Consider the following 23,070-nt stretch of genomic DNA (forward strand, 5'->3'; position numbering starts at 1 on the left):
AGAGTACCTGGATTTCGCCAAAACGACTCATCCTAAACCATGTTTAAACATAGTCTATTCCTGGCCCACATGACCCAGAAAAGATCCCAGCTCCCATTGTGTTTTTCAGCTTCCGGTTTCCCCGTAAGTCAAAGGGACACTTACAATTATCCGCCTGAGGTAAGGCATACAACTGCTCGTGCCTGCGAATACTCCCGGACCCTACTTCACAATAATTTCCCTCAATTTTCCATATGAATTATATAATAAATATCAGTTAAAGTCAAGATTTTCGTTTTTTCAGAATACGCCATAAACGCTTTGGTACGGTTGCTAATCCTCTTAATAATTTTGTAAATTTTTTAATAATTCCATTAAGTTTGTACAACAATAGCGTAAGTAAGCCCAAGGGAATTTTAAGAATTCTTTTTAAGATTTTAAAAGGAAATAAAGCAATGCGCCACGAGGTAAAAATTATCCGTCTGCAGATATCAAAAATTTGCAGCCATAGCTTAAAGACGGTACGACTGCCAACAGCGTAATAAACCAGGGCACCCAATCCTATACCCAAAAGAACATATAGACGAACCTCACCCCAATTAATTTTTAGCAGCGCAAAATAGCCAATGATAGTAGCCAATACCCAGAAAGTAAAATCCCCAGCGTGTCCAATCCACCGCGGCGGCCTGAATTCTGCTCGCAGAGCACGGTAAAAATCAAATGCAAATGCTATTGCCAGGCCGATGGCTACAGTCCAAAGAAAATATTGCACCTGGGTGATCACCGAAACCACCTATCCCACCTCCCGGCTCAGATCTATTAGGATAGACATTACTTGAGCAGCTTTTGCATTATACCCTTACCTTTTTTTACCTGGTGCTCATCCAGGTACTGGATATTACCGATATTTCCGGTAATGGAAACCTTTCCTTCATCAAGGTTAAGCTGATTAACATTAAGGCTTTCTCCTTTTAAGACCAAAATCCCCAAACTGGTGTTCAGCATTATTTTCCCCTCATCAAAACTATCCACATGCTTTACCCCGGATACCGATAATGCCTTTCTATCAGTAAGTGTCAATTGGTGTCCTTGGCTCATGGGTATTCGCCTCCTTTTTTGATAAATGTATGTCCGATAAGTGGGCCTTATGACAAAAAAAGAAGCGCTTGCAAGCGCCTCTTTCACTACTCCCAAACCTTTTGGACCTGAACATCTTTGAAGAAATACTTCACAATTTCTTCAGGCGATTTACCTTCTTCCGCTAGTGCTCTAGCACCCCATTGGCTCATTCCTACACCATGTCCGTATCCTTTACCTTTAACAACTAGGTTGTTCCCCTGAACAGTGATGCTATCCAATAAGGTGGAACGCATCTCCGTACTGCCCAATGCTAAGCGTAATGCCGGTCCACTTACGGTAGTGTTTCCTAGCTTTATAACCGTCGCTCTACCCGAAGGACCTTTCTTTGTTATTTTCACCGTGTTGACCGCGCCCGGATCTTTGCCGGCTTTCTCCTTTACCGCTTGCCGTACTTCACTTAATGGGAAACTCGCAGTCCATGCTTTATTGTCTTTCTCAGTAATAGCAAAACCAGGGTCCTTCACACTATGTATATATGGTGCTGGTTCTTTTCTAAACGCCAAACCTTCATCAGCCGAATCAGAAGTTACCCCACCCGCATCAGCAAAAAACCATCCGTTTATATAATCACCTTTATAGGTAACCACTTCCCCCCGGGTCTGCTTTACCGCCTGCTCAACCCGGCTATTAATTCTTTTGACATCATAAGCCTGAAACTCCTCTACGCTAGTAGAGGCATCCGTGCCACGCTTCTCGACTCCGCCTTCCTGAATTTTTTTCATGGTAAACGTGCGAGCAAGGATAGCTTGTGCTGCCAATGCTTCCGCCGGCCAGGAAGTGTCCATTTCCGCTGCAACCACACCCTTTAAATATTCTTCAATTTTCAATTCCTTCTTTTCACCAGTTTCGCTGATAAATAAAGTGATTTTAGGTTCTTTACCGCCGGCGACTTGCGGTTTTTTCTGCTGGTTATCTTGTTGCTTATTTTTGGGTAAATTGGGTTTTTGTGAAGTATTCGGACACCCCACGGCAGTGATAATAAACATTGCACCTACTACAATTAACAAAGCTAATTTAATCTGACGTTTTAACATTCTTCTTCCTCCTAATACCAGGTTTTATCTTATTTTTTCCTTATGGAGGAAATTTAATGAATGGCAAATGTTAACTTAGTATTAATGAAGATTTGGCTTGCCATATAATACTTGCCAACCCACCACCCTCGCATGTGCTCTGGGGCCTAGGTCCTTCCTAAAAATTATCCTTTCTGACTGGTGCACCAAAAAAGCCAGGTTCCTGAGGAACCTGACTTTTCCAGTGATACGCTATTTAGTTAACCGCGTCTTTCAAAGCTTTACCAGCTTTAAACGCAGGCACCTTAGTAGCATCAATTTTAATTTCTTCCCCAGTCTTGGGGTTACGACCAGTACGGGCAGCTCGTTCCCTCACTTCAAAGGTTCCAAATCCAACTAACTGCACCTTTTCACCAGCTGCCAAAGCGTCTTTGATGGAATCCAAGAGTGCACCGACAACTTTTTCAGCGTCCTTCTTTGTGATTTCTGCTTTGTCTGAAACGCTGCTTACTAAATCTGTTTTGTTCAAGGCAATCCCTCCTAAACGTTTTTCATGGTACCCCCATAAAAGTTACCTTACTGGTTATTCGAGATGTTGCAGGGAATTCCTGCTAAAAAACCAAGTTTTTCTAGGAAATTCCCTATGTTACCCAATTTCTTGCTTAGATTTTTGCCAAAGCTCTTCCAACTGGTCCAAACTCAGTGCCCGCATCGATACATTTTGCTGTTTTACTTCCTGTTCCATATATCTAAAGCGCCGGATAAATTTACCCACCGCTTCCTTAAGCACCTCCTCAGGTTCGAGTTTTAGCAACCTGCTGACGTTTACCGCTGCGAAGAGCATATCACCCATTTCTTCCCTTATTCTTGCCATGTTTCCAGTTTCTATCACTGCTAAAAGTTCATTCACTTCCTCCGTCACCTTTTTCAACGCTTCCTGCGGTTTGTCCCAATCAAACCCCACCCTAGAAACCTGAGACTGCACCTTTTCCGCCAACATCAAGCTGGGCATTGCCATAGGGACATTGATTATACCTGTATCCCCAAGGCCCTCCCGCTCCTTTGCCTTGATTTCTTCCCAGTTATGTATAACTTCACCGGCATCATGCACTTCAATGTTATCGAACACATGGGGATGTCGGCGTATCATTTTAGCAACTATTTCCTTAATCACATCATTCATATCAAACTGTCTATTCTCTTCTGCTATATGCGCATGGAAGACAACCTGTAGTAGTAAGTCTCCCAATTCCTCACATAATTTATTCATATCACCCAGATCGATGGCGTCCGCTACCTCATAGGCCTCTTCAATCACATAGCGCCTTAGCGACCGGTGATTCTGTTCTTTGTCCCACGGGCATCCATTGTCACTACGCAGCTGACTCATAATCTCTGTCAATGGGTCTAACGGCGTAAGACAGGACTGCTCCTCCCCCACGGCCGGCACATAGACGCTGGTCAAGTGGTCAACCCATGACTGCCTGTCCAATTGATATAAGGGCAGCCATGATATCCTTTCCTGACCGGATACCCCTGCCGCCTTAATCAGGCAAACCTGCGTATCGTCGGGATAGCTATCCATCAGGGTTAACTTTAGGTCAGAGCAAACCTGCCTGTTGTAAGTCTGGAGCAGCAGCATCGACCGCGAAGGCAGCAAAGCAGCATTGTCCAGTGTTAACGCATCAACAATGGCTACCCCCCCTGAATCCACGGGATCGATACCAATAGCTGCAAAGATAGTATCTATACAGCTCATAGCGGCATAGATACGAATCTCCACCTGCTCATCAGCAAACAGCATTTTTACCGTCTTTTCAGCAATTAGCGGATGCCCGGGCACTGCATAGGTAATGGGCCCTTTGAGAGACATTTCCTTTAGCTGTTGAACTATTTCGTGATAAAGTTCGTCAAATTCCCCCGCCTGTTGATAAAGTTCATCGAACGTTTGATAATTTACCCCCTGGCTGGATAAATCGTCCGCTACGGGGTGCCTGCCGGTACGCAGCCATAAATTCTTCGCCTGACGTAATCGTTCCAAATTTTCCACCGGCAACTGCCCAAGACCACCAGGCCCTAATCCAATAATCTCAATCATATTCTCACCTCACAAAACCTAGCCTAACCAATATTTTAATTATCCTGCTGCCTGCAAAGGGAAGGGCTTCCACATCTTTCAACCGCAAAGCACCGGTCCCTGCCAGCATTATTAAGTAAGCGAAGACAGCAATGATAATAACACCCATTACTGCTATAGCATTTCCCCATAACAATAAAAAGCGCCCATAACTAAATACCACTATACCCGTCATTATTGTAACAGCCAGCATCGGTTTAAACAAATATCGCTTTATTGCCATTCCGGGCAAAAATATCTTTAAGCTTAGATAATTTAGCATAAACGCGGTAAAGAAACCCAATACGGTTGACATCGCCGCCCCTCGTATACCTACAGTAGGTATGGCAGTTAACCAATAACTTAATAAAAGCTTCACTGCTGCACCAATGAATAGGTTAATTACCGGGATATATGTTTTGCTCATTCCCTGTAATACCCCGGCAGTTACCTGATACAACCCCAGAAAGACCACTCCCCCTGCCAAGTACCTTAGGGGTACTCCTACCTCACTGATACTAAATAAAAATATGCTGATTGGTTCAGCCAATGCCCACAGCCCCGCAGCGGCAGGCAGCAGAAGTACCGTTGTTACCCGAAGCGCAGCATTACCTCGATGGGCTGCTTGCTCTAAGTATCCCCGAGAGGAAGCCTCCGCGATGGCAGGTACTAAACTAACCGCAAGGGACAAAGTTATGATCGTGGGCAAATTAATCAAAGTCCCGGCCATCCCCGTAAACTGACCGAATAATTCCGTTGCTCTGTTTACTGCATAACCGGCGGCCCTTAATCTTTGGGGTACCACAACTGCATCTATCAACTGCATGATAGGCATAATTAGATTTCCTAGAGACAACGGCAGCGCTATAACTATGATTCTCTTGACCAATACACGTTTTCTTTCTTGGGGTAAAAACCCTATTCGCTTAAAGTCAGTATTTCTCTTTCTAAGAAAATACCAGATCAAAAAGGCCAATCCAACGGCGCTGCCCGTCACCGCCCCAAAAGTAGCACCTGCAGCAATTAAAGTAATATTTCCTGAATATACAAAGACTGCTATGAAAACCGTAATCACCCGAATAGACTGCTCCAACACCTGGGATATGGCTGTAGGATGCATAACCTGCTGACCTTGGAAAAAACCCCGTAGGGAAGACATGACTCCGGTGATAAAGATAGCCGGCGCAATTGCCTTTATAGCCAATTGTGCTCTAGGCTCTTTTAGAACCTCTGTTGCTAAAAAATCTGCACCCATCATTAAAGCGGCTGCAAACAAAAGGCTCGCTACCGATAAAAGAATTAAGGCCACCTTAAATATCCTATTGGCGCCGTAATAATCTCCCTGCGCCGTTTTTTCCGCTACCAATACGCTAATCGCAACGGGAATGCCCGCGGTAGATAAAGCCAATACCACTGTGTATATGGGGTAAACCATTTGGTATAACCCTACACCTTCACCGCCTACCAGGCGAGCGAAGGGTATGCGGTAAAATGCACCTATACTTTTAGAAATAAAACCCGCCAATGCTAAAATCGCTGCACCACGGATAAATCCGTCCCTACCGGTCACATTGCTCCTCCCCCAAAGCACCTTTGCTTATACACCCTATCTTTTACATCCCCGGGGTGTTAATAAAGTTATGTATTAATAGACTCCTTCACCTTTTTTTTATAAATTCCTACTCCTTCCCTAAACATATTTTAAGGCGGCATTTAGCCGCCTTAAAATACTTTTATTCGATTATTGTTCCATTTGTTTAGCCAGGAATCCCGCCGCTGTTTCCGCAAGTTTCATCTCCATGTCACCCATTTTTACATTGGGTTCCTTTGAACAAAGAATTACTGCACCAATGGGATCACCTTCGGCAATGATAGGTGCCACCACTTCGGCTGAATACTTGCATGGTTCGTTTTCGTCTTCTGTAGCACAAATACGGCAGTGCCCATGTTCACCGGGGTTATTGATTAGTACCGACTTTCTATCTTCCATAACTTTCTCTACAGCCGGTCCTACCGGTTTATCCAAAAACTCTTTTTTAGGAGCTCCGGAAACTGCAATAATGTTATCCCGATCTGCTATACATGCAATATGTCCAATCGCCTCGTAAAGAGAATCAGCATATTCCTTGGCAAAGTCGCCTAGTTCCCCGATAGGAGAGTACTTTTTCAAAATAACTTCACCATCTCGGTCAACAAATATCTCCAACGGGTCACCCTCACGAATTCGTAATGTCCTACGGATTTCTTTGGGAATAACAACTCTTCCTAGGTCATCAATACGCCGTACAATTCCTGTTGCTTTCATCGACTGTTATCCCTCCTTCTTGCTTAAACTTTACAGCCACTTATTTTAGTCTCCTGTACAGATAGTATATATCTACCTGTTACTATTTATTCATTATTTTCCAACCTGCTGAAAGCAAATATTTTACAAAAAAGCCCACAACTCTCAGAAAATTATCATAGAAAAGAGAACCTCGAATAATATTTCGAGGTTCTCTTCACTGTACACAAAAGCTGTTTTTACTTTTTAGAGAAGTTTCTCAATCTCTGCGTCTGCTTTTAGCTCCTCGAAATATTTCGTAAAGGCATCGCCTTTTTCATTCGTCATCAGCTTTTCATTTACCACCGGCTTCATTTCTTCAAAAGAATCCAATTTCTCGTCTACCTTAATAATGTGGTAGCCGAACTGACTCTTTACCGGTTCCTTGCTAAATTCGCCTTGCGCCAGTTGAAATGCCCCGTCCACAAATGGTCTTACCAAGCCGGTTTCATTTTCAGTGAAGTACATGTCAATCAACCCACCGTTAACGGCAGAGCCGGTATCATCAGATTTTTCTTTAGCTAATTCAGCAAAATCTGCTCCTGCTTCCAATTCGCCAATAATCTGCTTTGCCTTCTCTTCAGCCTGCTGCAATTCTTCTTCAGTAGCCTTACCTTCTTCTGCCTTAACCAAGATATGGCTCACCTTAACTTTTATCAAGTCAGCTTTATTTTCTTCAAAATAACTGCGCATGTCGCCTTCGTTTACCTTGATATCTTTGGTAACTTCTTCATATAATGCCTGTTCCGTAGATTGGTACTGGAAGTATTGCTTCAAACCCTCTTCAGTAATATTAGCCTTCGTTAGCATCTGTTTGTACTCATCTTCAGAATTATACTGCTTCTTCATTTCCTCCAGCTGCGTAGCTGCTTCTTCCTCACTAACTACTACGTCCTTTTCTTCAGCACCCTGAAAAATAAGCTGCTTAATGATTGCGTTTTCTAGAGCCTTTTGCTCCAGTCCTTCATCAAAAGCTTTTTGTTGTTCTTCTTCCATTGAATAATAACCGTTTGTAGCCTTGAGCCATTGTATCTCGGTGTCCAATTGCGTCCTAGAAATTTCATTGCTGTTAACCTTGGCTACCACTTCATCATCTTTATCGCTTGCCTGTTTCCCGCACCCTGTTAACAGAAGCACCAGCGTTACTAGCACAGTGGCAAAAATCAGCAGGTTCTTCTTACGCATAAATTCACAACCTTCCTAAAGCAAAATATAGTCTCATTATATCAGCAGTCAAACTAGCCTACAAGGGCTTTAGCCTCCACGAGGATACTTTCCAGCAGCACCAATAATTCCCTATCCTGCAGGCGTTTGCTGCGCACCTGCAACTTTAGACCTTGAACCACCGAGATACTTAAACGCCGCGGAAACTTCTGAGCCAGTTCCATCAGCTTTTCAGCTCCTATATCCACACCCCTATTAAACAGAAGTTCTACCCGTTCCTCACTCACTTGTTTAATGGCTTCCAATCCTAGTTGTATTCCCAGCACCCTCATTTTAGCAAGTAGAAGCAAATTTCCCACCGGCGCCGGCGGTTTACCATATCGGTCCGTTACTGATTGTACAGCATTTTCAACTGCTGACAAGCTGTTCACTAAAGTAAGCATCCGATAGAACTCAATCTTTTCCCCGGAGTCGGTAATATATTCATTGGAAATATAAGCATTCACCTTCAACTCTATCAACGGCGGTTTGTCGGCTGCGGGCGCTATTTCCCCACGCAGGTTTTTGACTGCATCCTCCAACAGCTGACAGTATAGGTCAAAACCTACCGCCAGCATATGGCCGTGTTGTTCCGGTCCCAAGATGTTGCCGGCGCCGCGAATTTCCAAATCTCTCATGGCAATTTTAAATCCTGAACCCAATTCAGTAAATTCCCTGATTGCGGATAACCTTTTTTCCGCGACAGCGTTCAGCACTTTATCCTTTCTATATGTAAGATAGGCATAAGCAACACGATTACTGCGCCCCACCCTGCCCCGAAGTTGGTAAAGCTGTGATAACCCCATGCGGTCTGCCTCATCTACCAGCAAAGTATTGGCATTTTGTATGTCCAAGCCATTCTCCACAATGGTTGTACATACCAGCACATCGTACTTGGCATTGATAAAATCCAACATTACTTGTTCCAGCTCACGCTCTGGCAGCTGTCCATGTCCGACACCTACAGAAGCCTCCGGTACCATCTCTTGGATTTCCGCCGCCTTTTTTTGCAGCCCCCGCACCCGGTTAAAGACATAGAATACCTGTCCGCCCCGGTTTATTTCCCGATAAATGGCATCCCGTACCAATTCCGGACTGTGCTCCACCACATAAGTCTGTACCGGGTATCTTTCTTCCGGTGCGGTCTCAATTACACTCATATCCCGCACACCGATCAGAGACATGTGCAGCGTTCTTGGAATGGGAGTGGCGGTCAGCGTAAGTGCGTCTACCTGATGCCTCAACTCTTTTAACCGCTCCTTATGCTTCACACCGAAACGTTGTTCCTCATCGATTATTAAAAGACCAATATCTTTAAAGCGGACATCACCAGACAGCAGCCGATGTGTCCCAATGACAATGTCGACCTCACCCCGTTGTAATCCTTCAATAATGTTTTTTTGCTCCCCCCTACTGGTGAAGCGGCTTAATACAGCTAATTTTATCGGAAAACGCTGAAACCGTTCCTGAAAGTTAAGATAATGCTGTTGAGCCAACACAGTTGTCGGTACCAAAATTGCTACCTGCTTACCTGCTTCACACACTTTAAACGCAGCACGCATCGCTACCTCTGTTTTACCATAACCCACATCTCCCACCAGTAAACGGTCCATCGGTTTCGGCTGTTCCATGTCTGCTTTCACTTCATCAATTGCTATTAGCTGGTCAGGTGTTTCCTCATAAGGGAACTGTTCTTCAAATTCCTTCTGCCATTCGCTGTCCGAAGGAAGAGCGTATCCCTTTGCAGTTTCCCGGGCGGCATAAAGTGCCAGCAGTTCCCCAGCCAAGTCCTCCACAGACTGTTTCACCCGGCGTTTCACCCGGGCCCATTCATTGCCACCGAGCTTATTGAGCTTAGGGACTTTATCTTCAGCGCCAACGTAAGGTTTAATTAAAGAAGACTGTTCTGTGGGAAGGTATAATTTGTCTTCCCCGGCATATTGCAGATGCAAGTAATCCTTGAAGGCCCCACCCACTTCCAACTGTTCAATACCGAGATAACGCCCGACGCCATGGCTTTCGTGAACTACGTAATCACCGGCTTTTAAGTCATGTAAAATGTTCGTCTTCTTGCCTTTTTTAAATGACTTCCTGCTTTGCCGTTTGACCCCGTAAAGCTCTACATCTGTCAAAACAATTAATTTCTCTCCGAGTAGCTGAAAACCTTGCTGTAAGCCCGGCCAACAAATAACTGCTTTTCCCGCCTCCGGCGTCAGGTTTATCTTGTCGGCCAATTCCAATTCTATTCCCATGTCCCAAAGATGCGATTGCAGCCGCTTAGCTCGCTCCTGATCCGCAGTAAAAAGAAGGATGCGGTATTTCTTTTGTGACCACCGTTTTATGTCTGCCGCCAGCATATCCATTTTACCCAAGAAGGAGTGGGCCGCATGAATTTCAAAGTTTACCACCTGTCTGGGCTTGATTTCCTCCGGCAATCCCTTAGGTAACAACGACATATATATTCGACAGTGGCAGTTCTGGCTGTATAGTTCTTCAATTCTGAGGTAATTGTTGTTTTGGGAGGGCAGCAGGGCCCCGTCAATGAGAAGCTGTGCATAAGTGTCATTTCTTTCCTTGTTAAGACGCTTGGCTTCTTCCCCAATGCGTGAAATTTCGTTCCAAATTACCACCGGTGAGCGTCTAAAATAATCTATTAAGGTACTGGCGTCGGGATAAAAGAAAGTGTGAAACTGTTCCAAACCCGCTGTCCAGCGCCCGTCTTCTAGTTTATCAAGAGCGGATTGAACTTTATCACTTAGCCGCTCCACTGCGGCATGCTTTTTTCCTGCCAGCAGTTTCTGTTTAACACTAATGAACTCAGCTTCAATAGCCTGCCTGCCTAACTTCTTTCTCTCTTCAGTAATTATTAACTCCTGTGCGGGAGGTATGACTATTTTCTCTAGCCTTTCCTGCGACCGTTGAGTTGTAGGATCAAAATATCTAATAGAATCAATCGTTTCCCCAAAAAGTTCTATCCTTACCGGCTTCTCATCCACCGGATAAATATCCACAATCCCACCACGAATACTAAATTGAGCAGCATTTTCCACCCTGTCAACTCTTTCAAAACCTCTGCTCACTAATTGCTCTGACAAACTATTAAGGTCCAATGAATGCTCATTCTCAAAGTGCAGCATCGCCTTAGACAATATGTCAGCAGGTACAATTGATGCAGACAGTGCACCAACCGGAGTAACTACGCAATCCAATTCCCCTATTGCGAGCCTTTTCAAAACTGCCAAACGCTGGTTTTGAAGTTCATTACTATGAGCATAAACTTCGTAGGGCATTATTTCTCGAGCAGGGAAATAGGCTGTCCTGCCAGGTAAAAATACAGCTTCTAAGTCAGCATTAATCTTCTTTGCCTCTTCACTGTTAGCAGTAACTATCAGCACCTGGTAACCACTATCAACCAAAGATGCAGCATATAAGGCCCTTGCCGAGCCGCTAATACCATAGGCCAGCATATCTTTCAAGCCGGTCCGAAGCCCGTGTGTCAGTGCCTTTGCCGGCGGACTATCTTTTAATAAACCAATCAACCCCGCAACATCCATTAAGAATCCCCTACCTTAATTATTACCTTAATTTTTTCCGCCTTCTATTAAACCAAAACATTACGCTGACATTCCAAGCCACGTGTACTAGCCCCGCGACAAACCACGCACCCCAAAAACCGAATATGTGTAATAAATAATTGGTTAACCCGCCAAAAAAGGTGTGACTGAGTACACTTGCTGCCGCAGGAAGGAACCGCACCCCCGCTATAATATCATAAACCCCTTCAATAATACCAAAGATTCCATGCAACGCAACTAACGGTACTCCTAAAAGTACCGCGGCTGCAGATTTAAATAATTCTTCTATAAATGGTATCGCTGTAATGACAGCCTTATTACCCAATAAATTGACAATCTGCCGGTTAATCAGCCAAACCATTAAGGCCACCATAACGGCAGAAAGTAAAATCAAAGAATATTCCTCCTAAAGCTAAGGATTAAACTCATTCATTACAATATCCGCCGGTTCACTAATTAAAGCAGTCACTGCCTTAGCGGCATTACCCAACGCCGGCTTGATAACTTCCCATTGTTCATCGTCAAAAACGCTGAGGACATAATCCACAGTATCATCTCTTTCAGAGCGGCCAACCCCCACCCTTACTCTGACAATATCCTCGCTGCCCAAATGCTGAATAATCGATGCCAACCCCTTATGACCACCTGCCCCACCACTAGGTCTTATGCGTATCTTACCCAGCGGCAAATCCAAGTCATCATAGACAACAATCAAATCCTGTAAGGATAATTTGAAATAGCGGTAAACCTCCGACACTGCTTCTCCGCTCAAATTCATAAATGTTTGGGGCTTTACTACCATTACTTCTTGGCCTTGGTATCTGCCCTTACCGTAACAGCTCCGCCAACGAGTACGATTAATGGCTACATTTAAGTAGTCTGCTACCAAATCCGCCACCATAAACCCCGCATTATGCCTGGTTGCTTCGTACTTTGCCCCCGGATTTCCAAGCCCTGCTATCAATTTCACCCAGTCTCCTCCTCTCAATTATAGGGAGGTTCATATCTTTTAATATCCCCCAAAACATTGTTACAAACCTTTCAGTAGAAAATAATTTCTACCTTGGAAGTCCCCATCGGCACCAATTTAGTCATAAAAGGATACCTTTTAACAGAGGTAAGAAAAAACCTTCTCTCTGGAGAAGGTTTTAAACAAATCTATGCTTCTTCAGTTTCTTCTTCAGGTGACCCTTGTACTCCAACTTCATCAACCGCTTCTTCAGTGTCTTCCTCTTCTTCCATTCGTGGCGCAACGATGGTAGCAACCACTGAATTGGGGTCAGATATAATTTCTACATTTTCCTGAACATCTAAATCTGCAACCGTTAAGGTATCGCCGATTTTTAGCTCACTAATATCCGCCCTAATATATTCGGGAATATCCGTAGGCAAACACTCTACCTCCAGTTCCCTTAAACCATGCTGCAGAATACCGCCTTCTTTAACACCTTCTGCATCCCCCGTAAGGTGAATCGGGGCCACAGTTTGCAGCTTATCCTTCATGGAGATTTGCATAAAGTCAACATGCACAACGTCTCCGCGCACCGGATTACGCTGTACTTCCCTAATCAAAGTGTTAAATTCGGTAACACCAACTTTTAACTTTACCAACGCATTGTCCCCAAAATTACTTAAAAGCTTTTCCATTTCCTTAGCAGAGATCTCCAAGGTTTGACTGTCAATTTCTTTACCATATACAACTGACGGAACTAACCCCTTATCTCTCAGGCGGCGGGCATAGCCCTTACCACTCTTCGCCCTCTCTTTAGCATCTAACATAACAACATCCATAAAGTTACCCTCACTCCTTTTATTTCTTGCTTTTTAAAAAAGCACGCAGACAAAAATTTATACTTTGTCTATAGTATAACACCATTTTAGCATACTAGCCCCAAGATGTGAATAAATTAGAATTAAAATGTCTTTGACAACCTGCCTACTATGCCTTACGGAGGTGTTCGCCATGTTGGCTAGTACACAGCTTATCGGACTGCCTGTGATTGCCCTCAGCAGCGGCAATCAAATCGGAATTGTAAAGAAGATCGTTTTCCACCCGGACAAAAGAGTCCTGGCAGCCTTAGTATTGGAAGAAGATTCTAACCAAACCCTCACCCTGTTACTGGAATTTCAAAATATTAAAGGAATTGGTGATTATGCAGTTACAACGGTCAGCAGCAAGTCCATTCGTCAAGCAAAAGAGCTACCCGAGTTAATGGAAATTATGGAAAAACAGCAGCCCTTCAAAGGGCGTCGGGTAGTAACTGAAAACGGCCAGCTTCTCGGCAGTGTGGAACGAACCTTTATTGACCCCGTTACCGGCCAAATATCAGCACTGGAGCTTTCCGGCTCTATGCTGGCAACTGCCCTAAAGGGTCGATTGCTGCTCCCGGGTCAATTTTTAAGAATTATCGGCACCACAAATATTGTCACCACATCGAAGGCGGCCAGACACCTCCAGCCAGCCCCAACGAAGTTTCAAAAGACTCTCAAAAAAGTTCAGGGAAGTAGCAGTCAAACCTGGGAAACCACCAAACGCTGGGCGAATTCTTTAGGTAAAACCATTCAAGAAGTAACCGCGGATGATAAACCTGACGATGAAGTAAAACAATGACGAAAAATAAGTTTTTCTCTTTAATCAAATAACTTGCTCACAGATAAGTCTTCATGAACCCTAATTATGGCTTCACCCAGCAGCGGTGCCACGGACAATGTTTTTATCTTTGGAATCTGTTTTTCTTCCGGCAGAGGAATGGTATTAGTTACCACCAATTCCGTAATATCAGAAGTTTCAATACGCTCTATGGCAGGACCGGATAGCACCGGGTGGGTACAGCATGCATAAATTCTTTTTGCCCCGCGCTCCATCAATGCCGCGGCACCACTTGCAATGGTTCCCGCTGTATCGATAATATCATCTGTCATGATCACATTTTTACCATCAACGTTGCCGATGATATTCATTACCTCAGATACATTAGGTGCAGGCCGACGCTTATCAATGATAGCTATATCAGCCCCCAATCGGTCCGCCAGCCCCCTGGCCCGGGTTACTCCACCAATGTCCGGTGATACCACCACCAGGTTGTCCAAGCCCAAATTAGAGTAATACTCGGCCAATATAGGCACACCCGGAAGGTGGTCCACCGGAATGTCGAAAAAACCCTGGATTGCGTTGGCGTGAAAATCCATGGTCATTAACCGCCTTACACCTGCAGCTACAAGAAGATTAGCAACGAGCTTTGCCGAGATCGGATCCCTGGCCCTAGCCTTTCTTTCCTGCCTTGCATAGCCATAATAAGGGGTCACAGCAGTAATTCTACGTGCTGAAGCCCTTCGTAAACCATCAATCATTATTAATAGTTCCATCAAATTCTCGTTTACCGGTGCGCAGGTTGGCTGAACCACAAAAACATCTGCTCCCCGGACACTCTCATCATTGGCAACACTTATTTCACCATCACTAAAACGCTTCACCTTGGCATCGCCAAGGGGAACTCCCAGATATTCGCTTATTTCCTGCGCCAACATTGGATTGGCGTTGGCAGTAAATATCTTTAACTTACGGTTGAAAAAGGCCATGGAAATCCTCCCAAATTAAAAATTTCATGACTAACTTTTTTCGAGCTTTTTCTTACATATCCTCTTTATTTTTTTCCTTTTTTGAAATTGTATTAGTTTTTCTGCCTCTTTCCTCGATATTTTTCTGCCTGCCCCTGGCTACAGCCAAACTGTTAGCCGGTACATCCTTGGTTATTGTTGAGCCGGCACCAATAATTGCATCGGCAGATATCCTTATCGGTGCGACTAAATTTGTGCTGCTCCCGATAAATGCACCATCTTCTATTATTGTTTTCCATTTATTAACCCCATCATAGTTGCAAGTAATGGTGCCGGCGCCTACATTTACCCGTTTGCCGATATTAGCATCGCCAATATAAGTTAGATGGGGTATTTTAGTTCCATCCCCAATTACCGATTTCTTCACTTCTACAAAATCTCCAATTTTAACACCATCGCAAAGTTCCGTCCCCGGTCTCAAATAGCTGAAAGGACCTATGGTACAGTCTACCCCAATTCGACTCTTTTTGACGACAGAATTCGCAATTGTCGTGTTTCCCCCGACAATACTTTCCTGGATAGTGGTGTCCGGCCCAATTTCACAACCTCCCGCAATGACACTGGCGCCCATAATGCGCGTGTTGGGCTGTATTAGTGTATCCTCGCCAATTTTGGTATCTACATCTATATACGTGCTTTCAGGGGAAACCATTGTCACCCCACTCAGCATCAATCTTTCATTTATTCTTCGCCGCATAACCTTTTCCGCTTCAGCCAGTTGGCTGCGATTATTAATTCCCTGTAGTTCACGATAATCGTCCAGCTCAACAGCGGCCACTTTCATTTGTTGCTGTTGAAAGAATTCCACCACATCAGTTAGGTAATACTCCCCTTGAGCATTTGACGGCTTAAGCCGTCTCAAAGCGACTCCTAATTCATTCCGGCTGAAACAATAGCACCCTGTATTAATCTCCTCGATTTCTTTTTCCCTCTTGTCAGCATCTTGTTCTTCAACAATTTTTTGTACGTAGCCCCGGTCATCACGAATAATACGTCCATAGCCATGGGAGTCGGGCACCTGGGCGGTAAGAACACTGCACACCGCTTCGCTTCGACGATGCTGTTCTACAACATTTTTTATCGTTTCAGCTGTTATTAACGGAGTGTCCGCACAAAGCACCAGCATGGGCCCTTCTTCTTGCGGCCAAAGATCAACTGTCTGCTGAACCGCATGCCCGGTTCCCAACTGCTTTTCCTGCAATGCATACAGAAATTCTTCCCCTAGAGTCTCCTTGACATCATTCGCTTGATGTCCTACAACCACGATCCGCCGTTTTACCCCTGCATCTTGAACTGCCCGCAATACATGTAAGGCCATGGGTATTCCCGCTAAGGGGTGCAACACCTTGGCCACCTGCGATTTCATCCTGGTTCCTTTGCCAGCAGCTAAAATCACTGCAACTATATCACTCACAATTCTACCTCCCAGCCAGTTACATTTGACTATACTACTATTTAGTGTTTAACACTTACGATTTATTCTTGTTAAAGAAAGATAATTCCTGCGAAGGAAAAAAAATAAAGGAGCACTTAGCTCCTTTAATCTCCTAACTGGCAACAGCTACTTCGTAAGCTTTAAGAACGGCCGACTGGATTAGTTCCCGGGCACCCGGGTTAATGGGATGCGCAATGTCCCTAAACTCCCCGTCAGGCGTGCGTCTACTAGGCATTGCCACAAATAACCCATTTTGGCCGTCTATTACCTTGACGTCATGTATTACAAAAGATTCGTCAAAAGTAACAGATACTATTGCCTTCATCCGTCCCTCATCATAAATTTTTCGAATTCTAATGTCTGTTATCTCCATTACCCCTCACCACCCTTCAATAGCTGCTTATATGTAGAAGTATTGTATTCATTCTTTATATTACCATAAAATACCTGCTCCATTTAACAATATTTTTGTACAAAAATAAAAAAATATATACCCCTTAGGCAGAAAAAGCCGGATGATGGCTTAAATAGTCTCCGTGGGGTAACCGCTTTGGTCCAATATATCGGCTATATTTTGTACATGCTGCGAATCTCTAGTCTCCATGGTAAGCTCTACCATCGTTTCCGTAATTGGTACCGTGGTTTTTAATCGGTCGTGATTAACAGTAATAATATTAGCTTTTGCTCGGGCTATTATGGACAAAAGCTGCTGTAATGACCCCGGCCTGTCAGGTATTATGGTACGGAACCGGGCCAAGCGCCCAGTCTTCACCAATCCCCGGTTAATAATCTGTGAAATGATATTAACATCTATATTACCGCCGCTGATGACGCAGGCCGCTTTTTGAATACCCGGTAAAGAAACCTTCCCTGCCAGCAGGGCAGCCAGAGTCACCGCACCGGATGCTTCCGCTACCATTTTACTGCGCTCTAAAAGCATCAATACTGCAGTGGCGATCTCTTCATCATCAACAACCACAACATCATCCACCAATTCTTTAACTATTTTAAATGTGATATCTCCAGGTGTTTTTACGGCAATACCATCAGCAATGGTGTTGAAACCTTCTATTACATTGACCTTACCCTCTTTCAATGATGCCTTCATTGATGGAGCCCCGGCTGCTTCTACACCGATCACCTTAACCCCTGTCTTCTTAGCTTTCGCGGCAGTAGCAATTCCCGAAATAAGTCCACCACCACCCACAGGCACAAGGATAGCATCCAGGTCTGGCTGCTGATCAAGCATCTCTATTCCAATAGTGCCCTGCCCGGCAATAATGTGGGCATCATTAAACGCATGTACAAATGTTGCACCTGTCTCCTTTTGGATTTCTATCGCTTTTTCGTAGGCGGCATCATAATTCTCCCCAGCGAGAATTACTTCGGCACCATAACCCTTGGTAGCAGTCGCTTTGGTAATGGGCGCTCCTTCCGGCATGATAATGGTGGCCTTTGTGTTTAGCAATGCTGCGGCATAGGCCACTCCTTGAGCATGATTGCCGGCGGAAGCGGCAATTACCCCCTTTTGCCTCTCCTTAATAGAAAGATTATGAATTTTATTATATGCACCACGGATTTTAAAAGAGCCGGTCTTTTGGAAATTTTCTTGTTTGAGATACACATCCAAACCGGTAAGCTCACTGAATGTAGCGGAATGATCCATAGCCGTCATATGGATTACAGGGTATAAGAGCTCGGCCGCATCTTTAATTGCTCCCACAGATACAGGCAAATGGTTCCTTATCATAGCTATCACCCCCTTATGTTTTGGTAACGACCTAGTACCAACTTCCCGGGGCCACTTCTATTTGCTTGCCAACCGTGTCCACAGAAATAAGGTCCAAAATTGATACATAATTGGCTACTAACTTTTCCTGGGGTTCCGAGGTTGCCACCATCACTCCGGTGGCCAGAACCTGGGCATTAAACTCTGCTAATAGATCATGCATTCCCCTGGCAGTTCCCCCTGCCTTCATGAAATCATCTATTATTATCACTTTAGCATTTGCCGGGATAGCTCGTCGGGCCAAAGACATGGACTGAATGCGCTGGGTGGACCCAGAAACGTAATTGATACTTACCGCCGACCCTTCGGTAACCTTGTTGTTAGCCCTAATAATCACGAGAGGTACATTAAAGGCATTGGCGGTCATCAAGGCCAAAGGGATCCCCTTTGTTTCCACAGTGACAATATAATCCGGCTTAAGGTCAGAAAAAATTGTAGCGAATAACTGTCCTACTCTACTGATCATTTGCGGATTGTAGCTTAAATCCGCCATATAAAGGTATCCGCCGGGCAATATTCTGTCTCCTCTAGCGATTTCCTGTTGGAGGTATTCGATCAATTCTTCGGTTTCCCTACGATTTTGCTTGGGCACAAACTTGACCCCCCCTGCCGCACCAGGGATAGTGACCACTTCTCCCAATCCCCATTTGTGACAGGCATCTCGCATAATCGTTAAATCCTCACTAATGGTAGACTTGGCAGCGGAAAAACTCTCCGAAAAATAATTTAATGAAAATAAATTCCTAGGGCGTTGGGTCAGTAGGCGGGTAATTACCACCATTCGTTCACTTCTACGACTTTTACTCATTTGTTTTCCCCCTTAGCAGCCATAGTAACAGCCAATTTCCGAATATTATTCGGCCAACACTAAAATAATATTCACTTCTACGCAGAACTAGAATTCCCTGCATGGGGAAAAAACTACTTAGCGGTCCCGTATAATACCAGTATCACACCTGATATGGTAATAACTATTTTTGCCCAAGATATATTTCCAGCCAAATCAGCAATACCCAGTACACTGACGGATACCATAATCAACGGTCCTACCAGCCCCAGAAAGGCATTTAATCGCAGTGCTTGAGGAATAGAGTTGTATTTTAACATCAATACTGCCGCTGAAAAAATCAACAGTGCAGAAATAAATCTTAATACAGCCATAAACAGTACTGTTCTGTCAAATGCCATTTTTCTCACCCCAAATTACTCACTAGCGATATAATACCCGAACGGATAGTCAATTAACTCCTTAACTATAAAAAACCTCTTAAAATTAAGAGGCGAATAGCAGTTGATTAAATTCAGCGACTGCCCTAATTGGTTAAAATACAGGGCGCAACATCATCCCCAGCGTCAACCATTCTGTACTAATTTCAACCAGTCATATAGTTTTTGACCATTTCCAGGTCGCTGAGTTTGTCTACATCCAGACCTACTTCGGGGTAGGGACTAATAACTGCATAGCCATTAATACCTAAAAGTGAAGAAACCCTGCTCTCAGCTTCTGTAATACTTAAAGCACGAAGCAAGAACTTAATGAGAAAAGTCACCCCCACTAATTTACAAAGTTCAAATGGCTTTTTTCTAAGGCGCACAAAATCTTCAACCTTAGCGGCACACTGGGGGACCTTATTGGGATTTATCAAAAAAATGTTGCCCCCGGTAAAAGTTCCCTCTTTTAATTTAACATAAGTACGTTCCGACCCCGGATACCTTGCTTCATGAACCTCGCGGTTAATTATCGGATAAAAAAGATCCGCTTTTCTATCTTGGCACTGCCCCACAAAATGGTCCACTGCCTCTGTTGTTATTAAGGGAATGTCATCAGTAGCAACTAACACCATGCCGGCGCTGTCTGAATGCTTCAGCCCATTAATGAGACTTTTCACCGGGGTACTTCCTGCCGGGGCAAGAACCACTTCAGGCCAATCCCGAAAATATTCTTGTACTTCCGGCAATCCCACTACAACCACGCTGTTAATGTTTTCTGATGCCAACAGCGCCTCCAACACATATTGAACCATGAGTTTGTTATGAATTTCTATCATGCCTTCCGCAGCAACTCCGCTAGCTTCCTGCAGTTTAGCGGAATTTGTACTTCCGGCTAAAATAATGGCATCCATTTACTTGTTCCTCCTCCGTAACTGGTTATCTGCTCTCTTCCTGTTTTTCTATGGCATCTAGAATGCTGTTCTCAGCATTTTCAATATGCTCAAGAGCCAATTCTCTTGCCAAACTAGCATTTCTTTCTGAAATTGCCTCAACAATCTTCTTATGTTCCCGCAGCGTATCTTTCATTCGCCCTGGAGATGCCAGCGATGTGGTACGAAAACGCTGTATCTGCTCCCGCAAATTACTAACTATTTGCACCAAACGGTCATTCCGACTGGCCCGATATAAACAATCATGAAACTCCGTATCTATCTCGATTATCTTTTCCAAATTCCCGTTGGCTGCACAGTCGGCAACCTGTACCAACAAGCGCTCCAACTCTTCCTGCTCTTCTTCGGTAATTCTATCCGCCGCCATACCCGCAGCTAAAGATTCTAATGCTGCACGTATTTCAAAAACATCAGCAATATCTTTAGTGGAAATGCCGGCTACATAAGCTCCTTTACGAGGTACCATGACAATAAAGCCTTCCAATTCCAGCTTACGAATTGCCTCTCGAACCGGAGTCCTGCTTACTCCCATTTCTTCTGCTAATTGTACTTCCATTAGCCGTTCACTAGGCCGAAGCTGCCCGCTGATAATAGCTTCTCGCATTGTTTCAAATACTATCTCCCGCAACGGACGGTAGTTTTCAAGTTTTATGGGTAGTAACCTTTCTCTCGTCATATGAAGTCCTCCCCCCTAAATAGTCTCAGCTACCTGAACAAATATCCCGTTTCTCTCCTGCAATCTTCGTACTATCTCACTTGCGTGTGACTTGCCCCGAGCTATACCGAAAACCGTCGGCCCGCTGCCGCACATCATCGCCTTTTCCACACCGTACCGGTACATTAACTCCTTTATTTCCTCTACTTGAGGGTATAACCTGAAAGTACTACTTTCCAGCACATTTTCCATCCCTTGTAGTAATAATTCTCTGTCACCTGCTTCTATCGCTTTGACTGCCACCCGGTTATTCGGTCTCTTCTGCACTTTTTGAGGGTCGAAATTATCATAAACCTGGGCCGTAGGCACGCCAAAATCCGGTTTGGCCAACACTAACCAAAAATGCGGCGCCGGTGGAAGCAGCGTCAGACGTTCGCCCCGTTCAGTGGCCAAGCATGTACCCCCCAATAAACAAAACGGGATATCGGAGCCTAACCGTCCCGCCAAATGCCCCAACCGTCCTATAGTCAACCGCAACCCCCATAAATTATTAAGTGCCAACATCACCGCAGCAGCGTCACTACTACCGCCGGCAAGCCCTGCCGCTACCGGGATATTTTTATTAATAACAATGCGGGCGCCACCTTCGTAATTAGTTTCCCGTTTTAGCAATTCCGCAGCCTTGTAGGCCAAATTATCCGGTCCTGAAGGCACCGCCGCATTATTACATTCCACGGTCAAACCATTACTAGGGTATATACTTACCTCATCATGAAGTGAAATACTCTGCATCAGCATTGATACCTGATGATAGCCGTCACTCCGTTTTCCCAAAACATCAATACTAAGATTCAACTTGGCATACGCATTAACTATTATCTGATTTTCACCCAAGGCAACTGCACCTTCCGTTAGTTTGTCTTCCTATTAAATTAGTTACCCGTTGGTAAAAATCCTTTTTTCCTCACCTCGATTTTGAACCGCATTCCTCGCCCTTTTATCGGCTTTAACTAAAAATTCGCCTTCCCTACTGTATATTTTTCCCATTAACATAGTCACTATACCAAAAAGGAAACCACATCCATCTCAGAAGATTAATAAACTCTAAGGATTAAATACTTTCCAACTCTACCAGCTTGTTAAATGCTTTTATAGCCAGGTTAAGCTCTTTTTCCGTTGGCTCTGAGGTAAATAAAAGATATTGTAGAACACCACCAATTTTACAAAGAAACCGGGATATCCCCCGAATGATTTTATTATTACTTTTAAATAGCTCATACCCTAATGCCACGCTCAATAGGGGTGTAATATACGCCGGCAGGAAAAGGGCCAGTGGTAGATTAAGCAGGATGATAAAAACCACAAGATTGGTCCCACATCTCGCCGATACCCTGCTTGCACTATTTACATTTTCAAATGTGATTTCCTTTCCCTTTAACCAGGTATTAAATACTTTATGCTCAGCACCATGCGACTTGCCCACGAAGTGTTTTATAAAAATTACTACTAGAGGAAACAGAATTAAATCAACCGGAGTGAACAGTCCGAATATCGGCCAACTAACACCTAAAAATTGGTTGTTAAAGTCAAATAGTAATGTGAGACTGATATCCACTGCTGCTAAGCCCGCCAATAAAATCCAGGTTACCTTTGTGCCCAGCAGTAAAGTGAAAATTCGGACCAAGCCGCGAACAACCGGGATATCGTAAAGTTTTCCCGCCCTATTACCCGATGACCTATGATAAGAGACCAGAATCCTGTCTTTCGAGGCCCTGGCTGTAACTCGAAACCTTCTAGAAAAAAATGTGACCTGGTTGACGAAGGCCAATCCACCAATAACCTGCAAAAACCTCACCCCTAACCAAACTTAATCTTATTATATCTATTCTAGCCGGGTTTCACCAGCATATGGGACAATAGCAGTAAGCAATAAATTTATCCACCCCGAAAAAAGAACAAAAGCATTTCATGCCTTTCGGCACTTAAAAGGTATCGGGAATTATCCATACCCATAATTCCTATACAAAATAGACTAGGCGGATGCCACCTAGTCTATAATATG

The 23,070-nt window shown here is 44.2% G+C and carries 23 protein-coding genes; 1 reads left to right on the forward strand and 22 read right to left on the reverse strand.

Going from position 1 to position 23,070, the window contains the following annotated elements; genetic code table 11:
• Positions 1 to 262 precede the first annotated feature (262 nt).
• From yabQ to MFMK1_RS01140, 12 genes are all read right to left on the reverse strand, one after another.
• The gene (gene yabQ / locus MFMK1_RS01085) at positions 263 to 772 is read right to left on the reverse strand and encodes a spore cortex biosynthesis protein YabQ (RefSeq protein WP_366923339.1); all 510 of its coding nucleotides are present in this window, start codon (positions 770 to 772) and stop codon (positions 263 to 265) included.
• Positions 773 to 810: 38 nt separating this feature from the next.
• Positions 811 to 1,077, reverse strand: coding sequence for a sporulation protein YabP (gene yabP / locus MFMK1_RS01090; protein ID WP_366923340.1), 267 nt, complete (start codon positions 1,075 to 1,077; stop codon positions 811 to 813).
• 86 nt (positions 1,078 to 1,163) lie between these two features.
• Positions 1,164 to 2,153 carry a SpoIID/LytB domain-containing protein gene (locus MFMK1_RS01095; protein WP_366923341.1) on the reverse strand — a complete coding sequence of 330 codons (990 nt, stop codon included), beginning with the start codon at positions 2,151 to 2,153 and terminating at the stop codon, positions 1,164 to 1,166.
• A 235-nt stretch (positions 2,154 to 2,388) separates the two neighbouring features.
• Positions 2,389 to 2,661 (reverse strand): HU family DNA-binding protein, encoded by a 273-nt coding sequence (locus MFMK1_RS01100; protein WP_366923342.1) that lies wholly within the window; start codon positions 2,659 to 2,661, stop codon positions 2,389 to 2,391.
• 117 nt (positions 2,662 to 2,778) lie between these two features.
• Positions 2,779 to 4,230, reverse strand: a complete 1,452-nt coding sequence (yabN, locus tag MFMK1_RS01105) for a bifunctional methyltransferase/pyrophosphohydrolase YabN (protein WP_366923343.1) — start codon at positions 4,228 to 4,230, stop codon at positions 2,779 to 2,781.
• A gap of 4 nt (positions 4,231 to 4,234) precedes the next feature.
• Positions 4,235 to 5,818 (reverse strand): putative polysaccharide biosynthesis protein, encoded by a 1,584-nt coding sequence (locus MFMK1_RS01110; RefSeq protein WP_366923344.1) that lies wholly within the window; start codon positions 5,816 to 5,818, stop codon positions 4,235 to 4,237.
• A 171-nt stretch (positions 5,819 to 5,989) separates the two neighbouring features.
• Positions 5,990 to 6,553, reverse strand: coding sequence for a stage V sporulation protein T (gene spoVT / locus MFMK1_RS01115; protein WP_366923345.1), 564 nt, complete (start codon positions 6,551 to 6,553; stop codon positions 5,990 to 5,992).
• A gap of 225 nt (positions 6,554 to 6,778) precedes the next feature.
• The gene (locus MFMK1_RS01120; protein ID WP_366923346.1) at positions 6,779 to 7,756 is read right to left on the reverse strand and encodes a peptidylprolyl isomerase; all 978 of its coding nucleotides are present in this window, start codon (positions 7,754 to 7,756) and stop codon (positions 6,779 to 6,781) included.
• A 53-nt stretch (positions 7,757 to 7,809) separates the two neighbouring features.
• The gene (gene mfd, locus MFMK1_RS01125) at positions 7,810 to 11,328 is read right to left on the reverse strand and encodes a transcription-repair coupling factor (protein WP_366923347.1); all 3,519 of its coding nucleotides are present in this window, start codon (positions 11,326 to 11,328) and stop codon (positions 7,810 to 7,812) included.
• 22 nt (positions 11,329 to 11,350) lie between these two features.
• On the reverse strand, positions 11,351 to 11,743 hold the full coding sequence (locus tag MFMK1_RS01130; protein ID WP_366923348.1) for a hypothetical protein: 393 nt from the start codon (positions 11,741 to 11,743) through the stop codon (positions 11,351 to 11,353).
• Between the two features lie 18 nt (positions 11,744 to 11,761).
• A complete protein-coding gene (gene pth, locus MFMK1_RS01135; protein ID WP_366923349.1) occupies positions 11,762 to 12,319 on the reverse strand; it encodes an aminoacyl-tRNA hydrolase in 558 nt (185 codons plus the stop codon).
• Positions 12,320 to 12,507: 188 nt separating this feature from the next.
• A complete protein-coding gene (locus MFMK1_RS01140) occupies positions 12,508 to 13,140 on the reverse strand; it encodes a 50S ribosomal protein L25/general stress protein Ctc (protein ID WP_366923350.1) in 633 nt (210 codons plus the stop codon).
• Positions 13,141 to 13,312: 172 nt separating this feature from the next.
• Between MFMK1_RS01140 and MFMK1_RS01145 the strand changes: the two genes are divergently transcribed.
• Positions 13,313 to 13,960, forward strand: a complete 648-nt coding sequence (locus MFMK1_RS01145) for a PRC-barrel domain-containing protein (protein ID WP_366923351.1) — start codon at positions 13,313 to 13,315, stop codon at positions 13,958 to 13,960.
• A 20-nt stretch (positions 13,961 to 13,980) separates the two neighbouring features.
• Here the strand turns inward: MFMK1_RS01145 and MFMK1_RS01150 are convergent, their stop codons facing one another.
• The 10 genes from MFMK1_RS01150 to MFMK1_RS01195 form a co-directional block, all read right to left on the reverse strand.
• Complete coding sequence (locus MFMK1_RS01150; RefSeq protein ID WP_366923352.1) at positions 13,981 to 14,928, reverse strand: ribose-phosphate pyrophosphokinase; 948 nt, start codon at positions 14,926 to 14,928, stop codon at positions 13,981 to 13,983.
• A 52-nt stretch (positions 14,929 to 14,980) separates the two neighbouring features.
• Positions 14,981 to 16,381: a bifunctional UDP-N-acetylglucosamine diphosphorylase/glucosamine-1-phosphate N-acetyltransferase GlmU gene (glmU, locus tag MFMK1_RS01155; RefSeq protein ID WP_366923353.1), complete on the reverse strand. Its 1,401-nt coding sequence runs from the start codon at positions 16,379 to 16,381 to the stop codon at positions 14,981 to 14,983.
• A gap of 133 nt (positions 16,382 to 16,514) precedes the next feature.
• A complete protein-coding gene (gene spoVG / locus MFMK1_RS01160) occupies positions 16,515 to 16,775 on the reverse strand; it encodes a septation regulator SpoVG (RefSeq protein WP_366923354.1) in 261 nt (86 codons plus the stop codon).
• 150 nt (positions 16,776 to 16,925) lie between these two features.
• Complete coding sequence (gene ilvA / locus MFMK1_RS01165) at positions 16,926 to 18,152, reverse strand: threonine ammonia-lyase (protein ID WP_366923355.1); 1,227 nt, start codon at positions 18,150 to 18,152, stop codon at positions 16,926 to 16,928.
• Positions 18,153 to 18,183: 31 nt separating this feature from the next.
• On the reverse strand, positions 18,184 to 18,999 hold the full coding sequence (gene purR / locus MFMK1_RS01170) for a pur operon repressor (protein ID WP_366923356.1): 816 nt from the start codon (positions 18,997 to 18,999) through the stop codon (positions 18,184 to 18,186).
• Between the two features lie 113 nt (positions 19,000 to 19,112).
• Positions 19,113 to 19,379 carry a DUF2619 domain-containing protein gene (locus MFMK1_RS01175; protein ID WP_366923357.1) on the reverse strand — a complete coding sequence of 89 codons (267 nt, stop codon included), beginning with the start codon at positions 19,377 to 19,379 and terminating at the stop codon, positions 19,113 to 19,115.
• Positions 19,380 to 19,564: 185 nt separating this feature from the next.
• Positions 19,565 to 20,314, reverse strand: a complete 750-nt coding sequence (locus tag MFMK1_RS01180; RefSeq protein WP_366923358.1) for a nucleotidyltransferase family protein — start codon at positions 20,312 to 20,314, stop codon at positions 19,565 to 19,567.
• 25 nt (positions 20,315 to 20,339) lie between these two features.
• Positions 20,340 to 21,029: a GntR family transcriptional regulator gene (locus MFMK1_RS01185; RefSeq protein WP_366923359.1), complete on the reverse strand. Its 690-nt coding sequence runs from the start codon at positions 21,027 to 21,029 to the stop codon at positions 20,340 to 20,342.
• Positions 21,030 to 21,044: 15 nt separating this feature from the next.
• Entirely contained in the window at positions 21,045 to 21,902 is an 858-nt protein-coding gene (ispE, locus tag MFMK1_RS01190) for a 4-(cytidine 5'-diphospho)-2-C-methyl-D-erythritol kinase (protein ID WP_366923360.1), read from the reverse strand.
• Positions 21,903 to 22,119: 217 nt separating this feature from the next.
• Complete coding sequence (locus MFMK1_RS01195; protein ID WP_366923361.1) at positions 22,120 to 22,854, reverse strand: DUF1385 domain-containing protein; 735 nt, start codon at positions 22,852 to 22,854, stop codon at positions 22,120 to 22,122.
• Positions 22,855 to 23,070 lie beyond the last annotated feature (216 nt).

This window comes from Metallumcola ferriviriculae, from assembly GCF_035573695.1.
In the GTDB taxonomy this organism is placed as follows: domain Bacteria; phylum Bacillota; class JADQBR01; order JADQBR01; family JADQBR01; genus Metallumcola; species Metallumcola ferriviriculae.

Excerpts from the sequence above, each read along its gene's own strand:
- MFMK1_RS01185 (WP_366923359.1), bottom strand. The coding sequence starts at position 21,029 with ATGACGAGAGAAAGGTTACTACCCATAAAACTTGAAAACTACCGTCCG.
- spoVT (WP_366923345.1), bottom strand. The coding sequence starts at position 6,553 with ATGAAAGCAACAGGAATTGTACGGCGTATTGATGACCTAGGAAGAGTT.
- yabP (WP_366923340.1), bottom strand. The coding sequence starts at position 1,077 with ATGAGCCAAGGACACCAATTGACACTTACTGATAGAAAGGCATTATCG.
- purR (WP_366923356.1), bottom strand. The coding sequence starts at position 18,999 with ATGAGTAAAAGTCGTAGAAGTGAACGAATGGTGGTAATTACCCGCCTA.
- MFMK1_RS01145 (WP_366923351.1), top strand. The coding sequence starts at position 13,313 with ATGTTGGCTAGTACACAGCTTATCGGACTGCCTGTGATTGCCCTCAGC.
- MFMK1_RS01150 (WP_366923352.1), bottom strand. The coding sequence starts at position 14,928 with ATGGCCTTTTTCAACCGTAAGTTAAAGATATTTACTGCCAACGCCAAT.
- MFMK1_RS01175 (WP_366923357.1), bottom strand. The coding sequence starts at position 19,379 with ATGGCATTTGACAGAACAGTACTGTTTATGGCTGTATTAAGATTTATT.
- MFMK1_RS01120 (WP_366923346.1), bottom strand. The coding sequence starts at position 7,756 with ATGCGTAAGAAGAACCTGCTGATTTTTGCCACTGTGCTAGTAACGCTG.
- ilvA (WP_366923355.1), bottom strand. The coding sequence starts at position 18,152 with ATGATAAGGAACCATTTGCCTGTATCTGTGGGAGCAATTAAAGATGCG.
- spoVG (WP_366923354.1), bottom strand. The coding sequence starts at position 16,775 with ATGGAGATAACAGACATTAGAATTCGAAAAATTTATGATGAGGGACGG.
- yabN (WP_366923343.1), bottom strand. The coding sequence starts at position 4,230 with ATGATTGAGATTATTGGATTAGGGCCTGGTGGTCTTGGGCAGTTGCCG.
- MFMK1_RS01095 (WP_366923341.1), bottom strand. The coding sequence starts at position 2,153 with ATGTTAAAACGTCAGATTAAATTAGCTTTGTTAATTGTAGTAGGTGCA.
- MFMK1_RS01180 (WP_366923358.1), bottom strand. The coding sequence starts at position 20,314 with ATGGATGCCATTATTTTAGCCGGAAGTACAAATTCCGCTAAACTGCAG.
- mfd (WP_366923347.1), bottom strand. The coding sequence starts at position 11,328 with ATGGATGTTGCGGGGTTGATTGGTTTATTAAAAGATAGTCCGCCGGCA.
- MFMK1_RS01140 (WP_366923350.1), bottom strand. The coding sequence starts at position 13,140 with ATGGATGTTGTTATGTTAGATGCTAAAGAGAGGGCGAAGAGTGGTAAG.